Origin of the sequence: Delftia sp. DS1230 (assembly GCF_040112715.1) — a bacterium.
In the GTDB taxonomy this organism is placed as follows: Bacteria; Pseudomonadota; Gammaproteobacteria; order Burkholderiales; family Burkholderiaceae_C; genus Comamonas; species Comamonas tsuruhatensis.
Window position 1 is genome coordinate 5942162 of sequence record NZ_CP157763.1, and the last position, 15090, is coordinate 5957251.

Consider the following 15090-nt stretch of genomic DNA (forward strand, 5'->3'; position numbering starts at 1 on the left):
CTTTCTTACAAACAAGGTCAGATTAAAAGAAATCTGCTCACAAAAAAAGCAAATACTGTGCCTGTTAATATTCCGAACAGGAATAGTTTCATCATATCCCTGTCATGAGTTTGCGCCGCCTCAACCCGCCCATACATCTGCTGCGCGCCTTCTCCACCGTGGTGCGCTTCGGAGGTGTATCGCGCGCGGCCGAAGCCTTGCACTTGACGCAAAGCGCAGTCAGCAAGCAGATCCAGGAGCTGGAGAAGTGGGTGGGCGTGCCGCTGTTCGAACGCGAGCGCAAGCGCTTGAGCCTGACGCCTGCGGGCGAACGCTACGAGCGCGCCGTGCGCGCCCTGCTGGGCCAGCTGGAGGCGGCCACCCTCGAACTCATCACCAGCGATGACAGCCGAGGCGCGCTGCACCTGTCATCGCTGCCGACTTTCGCGGCCAAGTGGCTGATCCCCAGGCTGCCCCAGTTTCAGCAGCGCTATCCACAGATCACGCTGCACTTTGTACCCTACGTACACAGCTACCAATTTGACAGTCCGGGTCTGGACTGCGCGATTTTGTTCGGGGACGGGCATTGGAGCGGCGCGCACGCCCACTATCTGGTGGGCCGCCAGGTGGCGCTGATCGCACCGCCACATGGCACGGGCCCCGAGGCGCGCATCACCACGCCCCAGGACGTGGCGCGCTGCACGCGGCTGCGCCACGTGACCATTGCCGACGCCTGGGCACGCTGGAGCGAGGCCCACGGCATCCACGGCATCAGCCCGCTGGCAGGCCCGCAGTTCGACCAGTTCCAGACCATCATTCGCGCCGTGATGGCGGGCATGGGCATCGCACTGGTGCCACGCTGCCTGGTGCTCGACGAGCTTGCCGCCGGCCTGGTGAACGAGCCCCTGCCCCAGCACGGCTACCAGAGCGCCCTGGGCTACTGGCTGTGCTATCCGGCCGACCGTGCCAACCATGGCACGCTGGGCATCTTCCGCAACTGGTTGGTGGACCATGCGGCGCAGACACCGGGACGGGTGGCGATGGCCCCTGTAGCCCCCGATGCCCCTGCGGCAGCCGGTCAGGCGCCACCTATGCCGCAGGCTTAGGCGGCGGCGGCGAGCGCAGTGCCGTGAAGCGCACGCTGAAGCGTGCGCCCGGTGGCTGCTGGCCCGGATGCGCATCCTCCAGCACCACCTGCCCGCCATGCTGGCGCGCAATCTCCAGCACGATGGGCAGGCCCAGGCCCGAGCCATCGGCCTCCGAGCCCAGCACGCGGTAGAACGGCTGGAACACCAGCTCGCGCTCGGCCTCGGGCACGCCCGGCCCCGAATCCTCCACCTGCAGCAGCAGGACCTGACCAAAAGGATCGGCCAGCACACGCACGGTGACCATGCCCGGCCGGCTGCTGGTGGAAGGCGTGTAGTTGATGGCGTTGTCCACGAGGTTGCGCACCAGCTCGGTCAGCAGCGTGGCGTTGCCCTGCAGCCAGACGCCGGCGGCCGAGGACTCGGCGCCGTCATAGCCCAGGTCCACATGCTTGTCCATGGCGCGCGGCAGGCAGTCGCGCACCACGTCGGTGACGATGCGCACCAGGTTGCACGGCTGCATGGCCAGGCCCCGCCCCAGGCCCGCGCTCTCGGCACGCGCCAGCGCCAGCAACTGGTTGACGGTGTGCGTGGCACGGATGCTGGAGCGCGCGATCTGGGCCAGGGACTGCCGCAGCTCGCCCGTACTCACGCCTTCGCGCTGGGCCAGTTCGGCCTGCATGCGCAGCCCGGCCAGCGGCGTCTTGAGCTGGTGGGCCGCGTCGGCCAGGAAGCGCTTTTGCGTGGCCAGCGAGTCGCCCAGGCGGCCCAGCAGGTCATTGACCGAATCCACCAGCGGCACGACTTCCAGCGGCACGTCCTTGTGGTTGATGGGCGAAAGGTCCTCGGGCCGGCGCGCGCGGATGCGCTCCTCCAGCCGGTGCAGCGGCTTGATGCCGCGCGCCAGCGCCAGCCACACCAGCAGCGCGGCCAGCGGCAGGATGACGAACTGCGGCAGCATCACGCCCTTGATGATTTCCGTGGCCAGCACGCTGCGCTTTTCGCGCGTCTCGGCCACCTGGACCAGGGCCTGCGGTTCGCCCGGCAGGGGCATGCGCACCCAGACATGGGCCACGCGCAGATCGATGCCGCGAAATTCCGCATCGCGCAGCTGCACGGTGCCGCCGGACGGCAAGCCTGGAGGCGCCGCTCCAGTCAGAGCCTCGTCGGGCTCGGGCGGCGGCGGCAGGTCGCGCTCGCCGGCCAGGTATTCGCCCTTCACGCCCAGCACCTGGAAATACACGGTGTCCGATTCGTCGGCACGCAGGATCTCGCTGGCCGACTGCGGCAGGTTGAACAGCACCTTGCCGTGCTGCACCATCACCAGCTGGGCCAGCGCCTGGGCGTTGTATTCCAGCGCACGGTCGAAGGGCTTGTTGGCCAGGCCCTGGGCCACCAGCCAGGTCAGCGCCAGGCTCACGGGCCACAGCAGCAGCAGCGGCGTGAGCATCCAGTCAAGGATCTCGCCGAACAGGGAGCGCTGTTCACGCTGGAAGATTTTCATCGGCGGGCAGCCCCTTACGACGGGTTCACGGCCCCGCGGCAACCACCACTATGCGCAGGCAAGCCAACCCGGGCCTGACAGCCACGGCAGCGGCCTCAGGACGCGATCTTCTCAAGGCAGTAGCCCAGGCCGCGCACGGTGGCGATGCGGATGGGGCCGCGCTCTATCTTCTTGCGCAGCCGGTGGATGTAGACCTCGATGGCGTTGTTGCTGACTTCGTCGCCCCACTCGCACAGGCGCTCGACCAACTGGTCCTTGCTGACCAGCCGGCCGGCCCGCTGCAGCAGCACTTCCAGCAGGCCCAGCTCGCGCGCCGACAGCTCGACCATCTTGCCGTCGATGGTGGCCACGCGGCCGGCCTGGTCGTAGACCAGCGGGCCGTGCTTGATGGTGCTGCTGGCGCCGCCCATGCCGCGCCGCGTGAGGGCGCGCACGCGCGCCTCCAGCTCGGACAGCGCAAACGGCTTGGCCATGTAGTCGTCGGCACCGTAGTCCAGCCCCTGCACGCGCTCTTCCACGCTGTCGGCCGCCGTGAGGATGAGCACCGGCAGCGCATCGCCGCGGCCGCGCAGCTTCTTGAGCACTTCGAGACCGTGCATCTTGGGCAGGCCCAGGTCCAGGATCAGCAAATCGAATTCGCTGCTGGTCATCAGCGCGGTGTCGGCCTCGCTGCCATTGGCCACATGGCTGACCACGGCGCCCGAGCCGCGCAGGCTGCGCAGCAGGCCATCGGCCAGGACCTGGTCGTCTTCGGCAATCAGAATGCGCATGGGGGATGTCTCCTGTAATGCAGGCGCGCTCTGGGAGTTGGAAATGCGCGCCTTTAATTCCCAGGATTCTAGGATGCGCCCCGCAGCGCGGGCAGGGACCTTACCCGAGTGAGCCGCCGCCCGCGTAGGCCTCCAGCCCCAGCGCCACCACGGTGGCGATGTCGTCGCCGACTTCCTCGCGGAATTCGGCCTCGGCCTGGGAGACGGCGTCATGGAAAGCCTGCAGCCAGGCCAGGCCCGCTGGCGTGAAGCGGATGCGGCGCGCGCGCGCATCGCGCTCGTCGCTCTCGCGCGTGACCAGGCCCCAGGCCTCGCACTGGGTCACCAGGTCGCCCATGGACTGCTTGGTCATGCCTGCGCGCTCTGCCAGGTCCGTCAGCCGGTCGCCAGCCAGCGACAGATGCCGCGTGATGTGGATATGGGCCGCCCCCACCTTGTCGCGCGCAGCGAGGTTGGACAGTGCCAGCGGCACCTCCACATCGCGCGCCATGAGCTGCAGCACACGCGCGTCGAACCGCCGCATGGCATGGCCCAGCAACCGGCCCAGGTGGGTCTGGCGCCAGGCATCGGCGGGCGGCGTGACAGGGGAAAGCTCACTCATGGATGCATTGTGGAGGCAAATCCAACAAGTCAGGAAAACTGACCAAAAACACCAACAAATCAAGACAGCAAGCCCATAAACTACTGTTCAAGCATCCAGCCTGAATGCAAATACAGAGCTGAATCCATACCCAACCCAGGAGTCCGCATGAACACCGCCGTCACCACCGCCAACAGTGAAAAAGCCAAGGCCCTGCAGGCCGCACTCGCCCAGATCGAAAAGCAGTTCGGCAAGGGCACGATCATGCGCCTGGGTGAAGGCGAAGCCATCCAGGACATCCAGGTCGTCTCCACCGGCTCGCTGGGCCTGGACATCGCCCTGGGTGTGGGCGGCCTGCCCCGTGGCCGCGTGATCGAGATCTACGGCCCTGAATCCTCGGGCAAGACCACGCTGACGCTGCAGGTCATCGCCGAAATGCAAAAGCAGGGCGGCACCTGCGCCTTCATCGACGCAGAACACGCGCTGGACACCAGCTATGCCCAGAAGCTGGGCGTGAACCTCAACGAAGTGCTGATCAGCCAGCCCGACACCGGCGAGCAGGCCCTGGAAATCGTGGACAGCCTGGTGCGCTCGGGCGCCGTGGACATGATCGTCGTGGACTCGGTGGCCGCACTGACACCGCGCGCCGAAATCGAAGGCGAGATGGGCGACCAGCTGCCCGGCCTGCAGGCCCGCCTGATGAGCCAGGCGCTGCGCAAGCTGACCTCCACCATCAAGAAGACCAATTGCATGGTCATCTTCATCAACCAGATCCGCATGAAGATCGGCGTGATGTTCGGCAGCCCCGAAACCACCACGGGCGGCAATGCGCTGAAGTTCTACGCCTCGGTCCGCCTGGACATCCGCCGCACCGGCACCATCAAGAAGGGCGACGAAGCCATCGGCAACGAAACCAAGGTCAAGGTCGTCAAGAACAAGGTCTCGCCCCCGTTCAAGACCGCCGAGTTCGACATCCTCTTCGGCGAAGGCATCTCGCGCGAAGGTGAAATCCTGGACATGGGTGTCAACGCCAAGATCCTCGACAAGTCGGGGGCCTGGTACGCCTACAACGGCGAAAAGATCGGCCAGGGTCGCGACAACGCCCGCGAATTCCTGCGCGAGAACAGCGGCCTGGCCGTGGAGATCGAAAACAAGGTGCGCGACAGCCTGGGCATTGCCCTGCTGCCCACGGCCGGCGGCGATGCGCCCGAAGCCAAGGCCGCCAAGGGCGCCAAGGCCAAGGCCGACAAGGACGGCGTGATCGAAGCCTGAGCGCCCAGACCCCTCACAGCAGGCGCCGCAGCGCCTGCGCACACTGTGTTTGCCATCTTGGCGCAGGCTCACGTCTGCGCCTTTTTTATCGCCGGGACGCCCCAAGGCAAAAAAGCGGCCCCCTTGGGGGGCAGCGGACCTTGCGCAGCAAGGGGAGCGTGGGGGCCTTTTTTATTCGGGATGATTCAGGAGACATTGCCGCATGGGATTCGCCAAGCTGTCGCTCAAAGGCCGGGCGCTCAAGCTGCTGGGCCAGCGCGAACATTCACGGCTGGAGCTGGAACGCAAGCTCGCCCCCCATGTGGAGGAAGGCGAGGACCTGGGCGCCATGCTCGACGCGCTGGAGCAGCGCGGCTTCATCAGCGCCGAGCGCGTGGCCGAGTCCGTGCTGCATCGCAAGGCCGCGCGCTTTGGCACATCGCGCGTGGTGCAGGAGCTGCGCAGCAAGGGGCTGGACGATGGCCTGGTGCGCGCCGCCGCAGAACAGTTGCGCGCCACCGAATTGCAGCGCGCCCATGCCGTATGGCGCCAGCGCTTCGGCGCACCGCCGGCCACCCCGCAGGAACGCCTCAAGCAGATGCGCTTTCTGGCCGCGCGCGGCTTTGGCGGAGAAATAGCGAGCAAGGTGCTGCGCGGGCGCAGCGAAGACTGGGATGACGGAGCTGCAGACGAAGGCAACTAATCCACGCGCCGGGTTGCGCCCCAGCACACCAGCGACCCCACGGTCACCAGCGCCACGCCCTGCCAGAAGCCCCAGCCCGGCTGCACCTGCAGCCAGGCACTGGCCAGCAAGGCAGAGAACACGGGAGTGAAGTACGAGGCCGCCGCCATCACGGCCAGATGCCCGTGCTGTATGCCGTGCTCCCAGCAGCTGTAGCCCATGGCCGTGAGCCCGCCCACGGCCAGCAGCTGCAGCACCACGGTGCCTGACCAGTGCATGCCGCCTTCGCCACCCAGCCACAACCACTTGATCCACAGCGCCAGCGCAGTCCAGATCAGGAACAACCCCACGGCATTGTGCCCCCCACCCCAGCGCCGAGCAGCCAGCGAATAGCAGGGCCACAGCAGGGCCGCGCCAAAGGCGAGTCCATAGGCCAGCGGATTGGCCAGCATGTGGTCTGCCATGTCATGCATCTGCAGGGACTCGCCGCCCAGCACGCGCGTCAGCCCCCACAGGCACAGCAGCACGCCGGGCCACAGCCACCAGCGCGCATGCTGCTGGCGCAGCAGCACCGCCAAGACGATGGTCAGGCTGGGCCACAGGTAGTTGATCAGCCCCAGCTCCAGTGCCTGAGCGCGGTCCTGCGCCAGACCGATCGCCAGCGACAGACAGATTTCATAGACCGCAAACAGCAGCCCGCAGCCCCAGAAATAGGCCGGGTGCATGGTTCGCCATTGCGAAGGCCTGGGCAGGCCGCGCACGGCGGCCACGCACAAGGCGCTGACCGTATAGAGCATGGCAGCGCCGCCCACGGCGCCCAGCGGCTCGGCCACTGAGCGCATCAGGCCCACGGTGCAGCTCCAGCACACCACGGCCAGCAGGCCGATGGCGGTGGCCCGGCCTGCGGCTGCAGGGGAACTGCTGTGCGCTGAAGACATGGAAAAGGCTGCGCGCGGCAGGTCAGTGCGGCTGCAGCACCTGGCGCAGCGAGCGGTAAAGCGCGTCCGAGCCGTGCGCGCGGTTGTCCGCATCGAAGGAGAACTCGTTGCTGGACTGCGTGCCGGTCGCGTCCTCGGGACGCGCCTCCATGAAGAAGGACAGGAAGCGCGCGCCCTGGCGGCGGTGCATGGTCAGCACTTTCTCCAGCCGCTGCGGCGACAGTGCCACCAGCGGATGGAACTCCGTCACGCCATAGGCGGTGTGGCCATAGCGGCGCAGCATCTGGCCGACCAGCGGCCCATAGGTGTCTTCGCCATACAGGCTGACACCCAGGGACAGCCCCGGCATGCGTTGCAGGCTGCGCTCCACGGCGTAGCGGCTGGCGTCCCAGCTCGGATTCGCATGGGGGTTGAGCTGGTGGGCAAAGCGAGGCACCCGGCCCAGGCAGCCGTGCCCGATGTGCTCGGAAAAGCCCTGGATGTAATCGGCCACCTGCTGCTCGCGAAAATCGTTCCAGTCCGTCACCAGCGGGTTGTAGAACAGCGCCAGCCGGTCCTGCGGGCTGTCCACCCAGAACTCCACACCATCGGGCAGCTTGCCGAAGTCAGGCAAGGCCTCGGCGGCATGGGGCCTGGGCTCTCCCTGCTGGCGGTCCATCACGGCGATCTGGCGCGTGGCCAGCAGGCCCAGACTGCGCCCGCCGGCCTGCAGCACCACGTCGATGCGGTGCAGGCCCTCGCCCAGCGCCGGATAGCGGATGTCGGCACGCCAGCCCACATCGGGCGTGAGGAAATCAGGCTTGGCCTGGGCCACATCCTGACGGTGCATGTGCACGGGGGCGTGCGAGTAGGGGCGCCCGTCCACGAAGACGGCCACGGCCAGTTGCTTTTGCAGCTTCGCGTCGGGCGAGTGGACCCAGCCGGACACCGGGACCGTGCCAGCCGCATAGCTGTCGATGTGCTGGAAGAAGTTCTGCAGCGGCTCGCTGCGGATGTTGCGCGACGGAGGCTCCACCGCATCGAAGCTGGCGAACTCCGACTTCAGATGGGCATTGAGCCGCGCAATGTCGCCATAGCGCTGGCGCAGGAATGCATGGAAGCCCGCCACGGATGCAGGGCTGTAGTCGGTGACCGCATAGCCTTCGGCCGCGAACCCCATGCCGGCCTCGAAACCCGGGAACAGCTGGTGCGTCTCGCCCAGCACGGTGAGCGCACGCAGCGGATGCATGGCGGCATCGCCCGCAGCGCACATGCGCTCGGCCAGGGCATCGACGACCAGCTTGCGCACGCGCGTGATTTCATTGTCCTGCCGCGCAACCGACCACGGGAAGATGCGCGCGCCCAGATAGGTGTCCAGCGGCAGCGGTCCCTTGGGCGTCCAGGCCAGATTGGCGGGATCGGCGGCCAGGCGCTCCTCGGCCTGGGAGTGAACCTCGAAATGCGTGGCGAACAGGTAGAGCACCACGGGCCGCTGCGCCTGCGCCACCGTGCGCACCACGCGGTCCAGCGCCTCGCCCCGGACTTCCCAGGCCCGGCCGTTCCACTGCACATAGCGCAGCAGAGGCACGCTGAGCGTATAGCCCAGCTCCAGCCCCTCGCCCTGCGGCCGACCCAAGCGCTGCAGCGTGGCTTTCACCATTTCCGCGGCCGAGCCCTGAGGGCCCAGGCAACTGGCAGGCACCTGCTGGAATTCCTTGGGAAAATCCTCGCGCAGCCCGTCCTGCACCAGGCAGGCTTCCATATTGCCCAGCAGCGGACTCAGCAGCAGGCGCGATGAGGAAGGCAATGCCGGCCGCAGCTTCCAGGCGAACACAACGATCAGCAGACACAGCACGGCCAGGGCCAGGACATGGCCCCAGACCGGACCGCGCCGGCCCGGCAAGGACGGGGGCGCGGGGGGCCTCACAGGCCCAGCATGATCTGCAGGTTCTGCACGGCGGCGCCGCTGGCGCCCTTGCCCAGGTTGTCCAGACGGGCGATCAGCACGGCCTGGCGGTACTGCTCATTGGCGAATACACGCAACTCCAGCTTGTTCGTGTCGGTCAGCGTATCGGCAGCCAGCTTCATGTCTTCGGTGGGCGGCAGCACCGACACCCATTGCTCGGGCGTGTTGGTCGCCGCGTAGTGGGCGGCCAGCGCATCGTGCAGATCGGCGGCCTTGGGCGCGCCCGGCAGCAGGTCCAGATGCAGGGGCAGTTGCACCAGCATGCCCTGGCGGAAATTGCCCACGGCAGGAATGAAGACCGGGCGGCGCGTCATGCCCGTGTAGTGCAGGATTTCGGGAATGTGCTTGTGCGACAGGCCCAGCGCATAGGCCTCGTAAGGCGCGGCCGTGCCGGCCTCGTAGGCTTCGATCATGCTGCGGCCGCCGCCCGAGTAGCCGGACACCGAGGGCAGGCTCAGCGGGTAGTCGGCTGGAATGAGGCCTGCCGCCACCAGCGGGTGCAGCAGTGCGATGGCGCCCGTGGCATAGCAGCCGGGGTTGGCCACGCGCGTGGCAGCCTTGACGGCGTCCAGCTGGCCCTTGCGCAGCTCGGGAAAGCCGTAGACCCAGCCCGGCGCCACGCGGTGGGCGGTGGAGGCATCGATGATCTTGATGGCGCGGCCGGTCTCGGCCTCGATGGCGTCGACCATGGCCACGGTTTCGCGCGCAGCGTCGTCATGCAGGCACAGGATGACCAGGTCCACGCCGGCGATCAGCGCACGCTTGGCAGCAGGATCCTTTCGCAGCTCGGGCGCAATGCTGACCAGCTCCACGCCGGACAGATCGACCAGACGCTCACGGATCTGCAGCCCTGTCGTGCCTGCTTCGCCATCGATAAAGACTTTTGCCATCGCTGTATTTCTCCTGCTGCGCGGCCCTCCTGGAGCCGCTGCGGCACCATTGCCGCGTTCCAGCTGCGGATTCTCACCGAAACCGGGTCCCCCTGCGCCCGTTGTCGCAAAACGGTTGGCAGCGGCGATCCAGGGCCGCTGACATGCGCCTGTTACAAACGGCGGGCAGGGCCGTCTGCAGATCCTCTATAAGACAAAAGAGCTGTGGCGTCTGGAGGAAATGTCGGGAAACCGTCTTTTCCCTGACATATCAATGCATTGCACAGTTCCTGGCATGCTGCTTGGCCCGCAGGAAATTGTGGATTCTGCGCATGGGGGCGTGTCGGATGGCGCAGTGCAGCATGGTACATTCGGCGATTGCCAGGTCACTCCGCCTTGAGGCAGCACCCCAGGGCTACCGGGTCAATCCCCCCCTATTTGTTTGAGAGAGACATCATGAAGATTCATGAATACCAAGGCAAGGACATCTTGCGTCAGTTTGGTGTGCCTGTACCTCGCGGTATCCCTGCGTTCACAGTGCAAGAGGCCGTCGAGGCCGCCCAGAAGCTCGGCGGCCCCGTGTGGGTCGTGAAGGCCCAGATCCACGCTGGTGGTCGCGGCAAGGGCGGCGGCGTGAAGGTTGCCAAGAGCATCGACGACGTCAAGGCACTGGCTGGCCAGATCCTGGGCATGCAGCTGGTCACGCACCAGACCGGCCCCGAAGGCCAGAAGGTCCGCCGCCTGTACATCGAAGACGGCGCCGACATCCAGAAGGAATACTACCTGTCGTGCGTGACCGATCGCGCCACGCAGAAGGTGGCCTTCATCGCGTCGAGCGAAGGCGGCATGGACATCGAGGAAGTGGCCCACTCCACGCCCGAGAAGATCATCACCATCTTCGTCGATCCCCTGGTCGGTCTGACCCAGGCCCAGGGCGAAGAGCTGGCCAAGGGCATCGGCATGCCTGCCGACTCCACTGCCCAGTTCATCGACATCTGCCAGAAGCTCTACAAGTGCTACATGGACACGGATGCCTCGCTGGTCGAGATCAACCCCCTGAACCGTGACAGCAAGGGCAATGTCATTGCCCTGGACGCCAAGTTCAACTTCGACGCCAACGCCCTGTTCCGCCTGCCCGAAATCGTGGCACTGCGCGACCTGGACGAAGAAGATCCCGCCGAAGTCGAAGCCTCCAAGTTCGATCTGGCCTACATCTCGCTGGACGGCAACATCGGCTGCCTGGTCAACGGTGCCGGCTTGGCCATGGCCACCATGGACACCATCAAGCTGTTCGGCGGCGAGCCGGCCAACTTCCTGGACGTGGGCGGCGGCGCCACCCCCGAGAAGGTCACCGAAGCCTTCAAGATCATGCTGAAGAACCCCAAGGTCGAAGGCATTCTGGTCAACATCTTCGGCGGCATCATGAAGTGCGACACCATCGCCACCGGCGTGATCACTGCCTGCAAGGCCGTGAACCTGCAAGTGCCCTTGGTCGTGCGCATGAAGGGCACGAACGAAGAACTGGGCAAGAAGATGCTGGCCGAGTCCGGCCTGCCCATCATCAGCGCCGACACCATGGCCGAAGCGGCCACGAAGATCGTCGAAGCCGTCAAGTAAGCAGGCCCGGAGAACACACCATGTCTATCTACATCAATAAAGACACCAAGGTCATCACCCAAGGCATCACGGGCAAGACGGGCCAGTTCCACACGGAAAAATGCATCGAGTACGCGAACGGCAAGAACTGCTTCGTGGCCGGTGTGAACCCCAAGAAGGCCGGCGAAAAGATCTTCGACGTGCCAATCTACGCCTCCGTCAAGGAAGCCGCACAAGGCACGGGCGCCACGGTCTCCGTGATCTACGTTCCCCCCGCAGGCGCTGCCGCCGCGATCTGGGAAGCCGTGGAAGCCGACCTGGACCTGGCCATCTGCATCACCGAAGGCATCCCCGTCCGTGACATGCTGGAAGTGCGCAACAAGATGCGCGCCAAGGAAGCTGCAGGCGGCAAGCGCACCCTGCTGCTGGGCCCCAACTGCCCCGGCCTGATCACGCCCGACGAGATCAAGATCGGCATCATGCCCGGCCACATCCACAAGAAGGGCCGCGTCGGCGTGGTCAGCCGCTCCGGCACGCTGACCTACGAAGCCGTGGCACAGCTGACCGAACTGGGCATTGGCCAGTCGTCGGCCGTGGGCATCGGCGGTGACCCGATCAACGGCCTCAAGCACATCGACGTGATGAAGGCCTTCAACGACGATCCCGACACCGACGCCGTCATCATGATCGGCGAAATCGGCGGTCCCGACGAAGCCGAAGCTGCCCGCTGGTGCAAGGACAACATGAAGAAGCCGATCGTCGGCTTCATCGCGGGTGTCACCGCCCCTCCCGGCAAGCGCATGGGCCACGCCGGCGCGCTGATCTCCGGCGGTGCCGACACGGCCGACGCCAAGCTGGCCATCATGGAAGAGTGCGGTTTCGTCATCACCCGCAATCCCTCCGAAATGGGCCGCCTGCTCAAGGGCCTGATCTAAGCGGCACCGGTTCTGCGTGACATCCAGGGTTCGCTCCAGGAAGAAATTACGCAGAATTACGAATCGGTAAGGCGGCAAGTCCGCCCTACACTGACGACTCCAAAAAAGAAAAAGCGCCAGAGGCTACCGCCCTGGCGCTTTTCAACTCATAACAGCGGAGAAACCATGGAATACCTGCAAAGCGCCGATTTCTGGATCGGCCTGTTGAAGATCGTCTGGATCAACATCATCCTGTCTGGCGACAACGCCGTCGTCATCGCCCTCGCAGCACGCTCGCTGCCCCCCGCACAGCAAAAGAAAGCCGTCATGTTCGGCTCCGGCGCCGCCGTGGTGCTGCGGATCATCCTGACCGTGGTCGCGGCCAAGCTGCTGGAGCTGTCGTTCCTGCAGATCGTGGGCGGCTGCCTGCTGCTGTGGATCGGCCTGCAGCTGCTGACCGGCGAAGAAGATGATGAAGGCGAATCCAAGGGCCATGGCAGCATGATGGTCGCCATCCGCACCATCCTGATCGCCGACCTGGTGATGAGCCTGGACAACGTGATCGCCGTGGCCGCCACTGCGCAGGGCAACATGGTCCTGCTGATCCTGGGCCTGGCCATCAGCATCCCGCTGGTGATCTTCGGCTCCACGCTGATGATCAAGCTCATGGAGCGCTTCCCCGTCATCATCACGCTGGGCGCCGCCCTGATCGGCTGGGTCGGCGGAGAAACCATCGTCAACGACCGCCTGCTGCACGGCTACGCCATCAGCCACCCCTGGCTGCACTATGTGGCGGCCGCAGCCGGCGCCGTGCTGGTCGTGGGCATTGGCAAGTTCCTGCAGGCGCGCTCCGGCGCAAAGCACGCAGCCCAGGCCTGACGCTGCTGCAGGCAGCACCTTCGCCGCATCACGAACGCACTGCCCCGGCAGTGCGTTTTTGCTTTGTGAGGACCCATCTTGATGTGGCGTCAAGCTGACGAGCCGTTGCGCCCGCGCATTCCGGGCACTTGCGCGCACTGTTTTCATTTACGCTGTGCACCGGTCTTCACCATTGCATCTGCACACCAGGGACTGATGGCACCACCGCCGAATCCGTCCTTTGCCACCATGCCCAGCGCCCCCCAAATCCCGGACCAACCCACCCGGCAGGAAGCTCCTGCCCAGTACTGCGCCATGGTTGCACGCACCGATGTGGGCCGGCGCCGTGACAACAATGAGGACGCCGTCACCATCCATCCCAGCGCCCAGCCCTGGCCCATTGCCGTGCTGGCCGATGGCATGGGCGGCTACAACGCCGGCGAAGTCGCCAGCGCCATGGCCATCAGCCTGGTATCCGTGGCGCTGCAAAGCACCACCACCGAGGCGCCTGTGGCCAACACGCCGCAGGCCCGCCAGGAATTGCAGCAGTCACTTGCCAATGCCCTGAACCTGGCCAACGCCGCCATCCTCACCGCCGCCCAGGAAACACCCGGCTGCCGCGGCATGGGCACCACCGTCATCGCAGCCGCTTTGCTGCCCGGCCTGCTGATGCTGGCCCACCTCGGCGACTCGCGGGCCTATGGATGGCGCGATGGACAACTGCTGCGCCTGACCCGGGACCACACCTGGCTCCAGGAAGAAATCGATGCAGGCCGCATCCAGGACCACGAAGCCCGGCAATCCGGCCTGGGCCACCTGCTCACCCAGGCCCTGGGCGTGACCCAGGACGTCACACCCGACTTCAATGAATGGCCGCTGCAGCCTGGCGACCGCATCCTGCTGTGCTCCGACGGCCTAACCGACATGCTCGATGACGACGCCATTGCCGCACTGTTCAAGCAGTCCAGCCCGCTGCCCGTGCTGCTGACCTCGCTGCTCACGGCCGCCAATGAAGCAGGCGGAAACGACAACATCAGCGCAGCGCTCATCGAACTCCAGGCCAATCCGCCCTCTACCGCCTGCGCTGCCATCGATTGAGCCCAGACAGAGCGCAGGGATCGACGGCAGAACCCATCCGATGGACGCGCTTGCGTGCGCAGAAACCCCAGGTTCCAATTGTCAAAAATGATTGCGCACCCAACAATCGGTCAAAGACAAGCCATAGCCTGTATCAAATACGATGACGGACTCCGGCGTGCCCGGGCCGCAGACATAATAGTTGGATAGACCCCAGCTCCGGATCACCCAGTGCAGTGCAAGCCGGGCATAACAAAGGAATTTTGAGCATGCCGACCCTGGTCATCTCCATCGACGGCGCCGTCATCAAGGAAGTGCAGCTGACCAAGGAGCGCACCACGCTGGGACGCCGCCCCTACAACGACATCGTCATCGACAACCTCGCGGTCAGCGGGGAGCATGCCGTGCTCAGCATCGTCGACGGTGCCGTCATCATCGAAGACCTGCGCAGCACCAATGGCACCTATGTCAACGGCCAGCCCATACTGCGCCAGACCCTGAACCACGGCGACCTGCTGGACATCGGCAAGTACAAGATCCGCTTCGTGCAGCAGCAGGTCAGCGCCTCCTCGCGCTCGGCACTGGCGGCCATTGCCGCAGCAGTGGAGGCAACCCGCCCAGCCCCCTTGGCGGAAGACCTGCCATCGCAGTTCAGCACCCAGACCCCCTCAGGCTTCGACCACACCCTGCCGCCTTCGATGGCCGGCCTGGCCACACGCCAGGCTGCCATCCGCATGCTCAACGGCAACGCCGCCGGCCGCGAAGTCCCGCTGGTCAAAGTCGTCACTACCCTGGGCAAGCCCGGCGTGGCCGTCGCCTCCATCACCCAGAAGCACCACGGCTTCGTGCTCGCCCAGCTGGAAGGTGACGCCCTCAGCCTCAAGCTCAACGGCCAGGAAATCGGCCGCCGCCCCATGCCACTGCAGCACGGAGACACGGTGGAGCTGGCAGGCACGCAGATGCAGTTCCTGGTGGCGTGAGGAACCAGCTCGACCCCGCCGACAAGCCTCGCGTGACGTCTGTAGCAAGCGCACGATCTCTG

General features: G+C 65.8%; 14 protein-coding genes. 8 read left to right on the forward strand and 6 right to left on the reverse strand.

Translation table 11 applies throughout. The features are described from left to right. The first annotated feature begins 104 nt into the window (after positions 1-104). Positions 105-1085: a LysR substrate-binding domain-containing protein gene (locus tag AAN986_RS26785; RefSeq protein ID WP_016454232.1), complete on the forward strand. Its 981-nt coding sequence runs from the start codon at positions 105-107 to the stop codon at positions 1083-1085. On the opposite strand, the gene AAN986_RS26790 is transcribed toward AAN986_RS26785, so the two are convergent. From AAN986_RS26790 to AAN986_RS26800, 3 genes are all read right to left on the reverse strand, one after another. After that, a complete protein-coding gene (locus AAN986_RS26790; RefSeq protein ID WP_016449402.1) occupies positions 1069-2568 on the reverse strand; it encodes a sensor histidine kinase in 1500 nt (499 codons plus the stop codon). The two genes, AAN986_RS26785 and AAN986_RS26790, sit on opposite strands and share 17 nt — an antisense overlap. 95 nt (positions 2569-2663) lie before the next feature. Beyond that, entirely contained in the window at positions 2664-3338 is a 675-nt protein-coding gene (locus AAN986_RS26795; protein ID WP_012202808.1) for a response regulator transcription factor, read from the reverse strand. 100 nt (positions 3339-3438) lie between these two features. Further along, on the reverse strand, positions 3439-3939 hold the full coding sequence (locus tag AAN986_RS26800) for a MarR family transcriptional regulator (protein WP_017407164.1): 501 nt from the start codon (positions 3937-3939) through the stop codon (positions 3439-3441). A 147-nt stretch (positions 3940-4086) separates the two neighbouring features. On the opposite strand from AAN986_RS26800, the gene recA reads away from it, so the two are divergent. After that, positions 4087-5190: a recombinase RecA gene (gene recA, locus AAN986_RS26805; RefSeq protein WP_016449400.1), complete on the forward strand. Its 1104-nt coding sequence runs from the start codon at positions 4087-4089 to the stop codon at positions 5188-5190. Positions 5191-5392: 202 nt separating this feature from the next. Then, entirely contained in the window at positions 5393-5872 is a 480-nt protein-coding gene (gene recX / locus AAN986_RS26810) for a recombination regulator RecX (protein WP_047218927.1), read from the forward strand. Here recX and yddG read toward each other — a convergent pair. Genes yddG through argC form a run of 3 tightly spaced genes read right to left on the reverse strand, consistent with a single transcriptional unit; the run spans position 5869 to position 9624 of the window. Next, positions 5869-6789 (reverse strand): aromatic amino acid DMT transporter YddG, encoded by a 921-nt coding sequence (gene yddG / locus AAN986_RS26815; protein ID WP_016449398.1) that lies wholly within the window; start codon positions 6787-6789, stop codon positions 5869-5871. The two genes, recX and yddG, sit on opposite strands and share 4 nt — an antisense overlap. Positions 6790-6811: 22 nt before the next feature. Beyond that, entirely contained in the window at positions 6812-8695 is a 1884-nt protein-coding gene (locus AAN986_RS26820; RefSeq protein ID WP_046987232.1) for a hypothetical protein, read from the reverse strand. Beyond that, on the reverse strand, positions 8692-9624 hold the full coding sequence (argC, locus tag AAN986_RS26825) for an N-acetyl-gamma-glutamyl-phosphate reductase (RefSeq protein ID WP_016454237.1): 933 nt from the start codon (positions 9622-9624) through the stop codon (positions 8692-8694). The genes AAN986_RS26820 and argC overlap by 4 nt, the downstream gene beginning before the upstream one ends. A 435-nt stretch (positions 9625-10059) precedes the next feature. On the opposite strand from argC, the gene sucC reads away from it, so the two are divergent. The 5 genes from sucC (at position 10060) to AAN986_RS26850 (ending at position 15028) form a co-directional block, all read left to right on the forward strand. Further along, positions 10060-11220 carry an ADP-forming succinate--CoA ligase subunit beta gene (gene sucC / locus AAN986_RS26830; protein WP_016449395.1) on the forward strand — a complete coding sequence of 387 codons (1161 nt, stop codon included), beginning with the start codon at positions 10060-10062 and terminating at the stop codon, positions 11218-11220. 20 nt (positions 11221-11240) lie between these two features. After that, entirely contained in the window at positions 11241-12134 is an 894-nt protein-coding gene (gene sucD, locus AAN986_RS26835) for a succinate--CoA ligase subunit alpha (protein WP_016449394.1), read from the forward strand. Positions 12135-12299: 165 nt separating this feature from the next. After that, positions 12300-12992, forward strand: coding sequence for a TerC family protein (locus AAN986_RS26840; protein WP_016449393.1), 693 nt, complete (start codon positions 12300-12302; stop codon positions 12990-12992). 294 nt (positions 12993-13286) lie between these two features. Further along, the gene (locus AAN986_RS26845; protein ID WP_017405117.1) at positions 13287-14069 is read left to right on the forward strand and encodes a protein phosphatase 2C domain-containing protein; all 783 of its coding nucleotides are present in this window, start codon (positions 13287-13289) and stop codon (positions 14067-14069) included. A gap of 248 nt (positions 14070-14317) precedes the next feature. After that, on the forward strand, positions 14318-15028 hold the full coding sequence (locus AAN986_RS26850) for an FHA domain-containing protein (protein ID WP_017405118.1): 711 nt from the start codon (positions 14318-14320) through the stop codon (positions 15026-15028). The last annotated feature ends 62 nt before the right edge of the window (positions 15029-15090 follow it).

What these genes read in the sequence shown, in the direction of transcription:
- AAN986_RS26785 (WP_016454232.1), top strand. Translation starts at nt 105, where the DNA reads ATGAGTTTGCGCCGCCTCAACCCGCCCATACATCTGCTGCGCGCCTTC.
- AAN986_RS26790 (WP_016449402.1), bottom strand. Translation starts at nt 2,568, where the DNA reads ATGAAAATCTTCCAGCGTGAACAGCGCTCCCTGTTCGGCGAGATCCTT.
- AAN986_RS26795 (WP_012202808.1), bottom strand. Translation starts at nt 3,338, where the DNA reads ATGCGCATTCTGATTGCCGAAGACGACCAGGTCCTGGCCGATGGCCTG.
- AAN986_RS26800 (WP_017407164.1), bottom strand. Translation starts at nt 3,939, where the DNA reads ATGAGTGAGCTTTCCCCTGTCACGCCGCCCGCCGATGCCTGGCGCCAG.
- recA (WP_016449400.1), top strand. Translation starts at nt 4,087, where the DNA reads ATGAACACCGCCGTCACCACCGCCAACAGTGAAAAAGCCAAGGCCCTG.
- recX (WP_047218927.1), top strand. Translation starts at nt 5,393, where the DNA reads ATGGGATTCGCCAAGCTGTCGCTCAAAGGCCGGGCGCTCAAGCTGCTG.
- yddG (WP_016449398.1), bottom strand. Translation starts at nt 6,789, where the DNA reads ATGTCTTCAGCGCACAGCAGTTCCCCTGCAGCCGCAGGCCGGGCCACC.
- argC (WP_016454237.1), bottom strand. Translation starts at nt 9,624, where the DNA reads ATGGCAAAAGTCTTTATCGATGGCGAAGCAGGCACGACAGGGCTGCAG.
- sucC (WP_016449395.1), top strand. Translation starts at nt 10,060, where the DNA reads ATGAAGATTCATGAATACCAAGGCAAGGACATCTTGCGTCAGTTTGGT.
- sucD (WP_016449394.1), top strand. Translation starts at nt 11,241, where the DNA reads ATGTCTATCTACATCAATAAAGACACCAAGGTCATCACCCAAGGCATC.
- AAN986_RS26840 (WP_016449393.1), top strand. Translation starts at nt 12,300, where the DNA reads ATGGAATACCTGCAAAGCGCCGATTTCTGGATCGGCCTGTTGAAGATC.
- AAN986_RS26845 (WP_017405117.1), top strand. Translation starts at nt 13,287, where the DNA reads ATGGTTGCACGCACCGATGTGGGCCGGCGCCGTGACAACAATGAGGAC.
- AAN986_RS26850 (WP_017405118.1), top strand. Translation starts at nt 14,318, where the DNA reads ATGCCGACCCTGGTCATCTCCATCGACGGCGCCGTCATCAAGGAAGTG.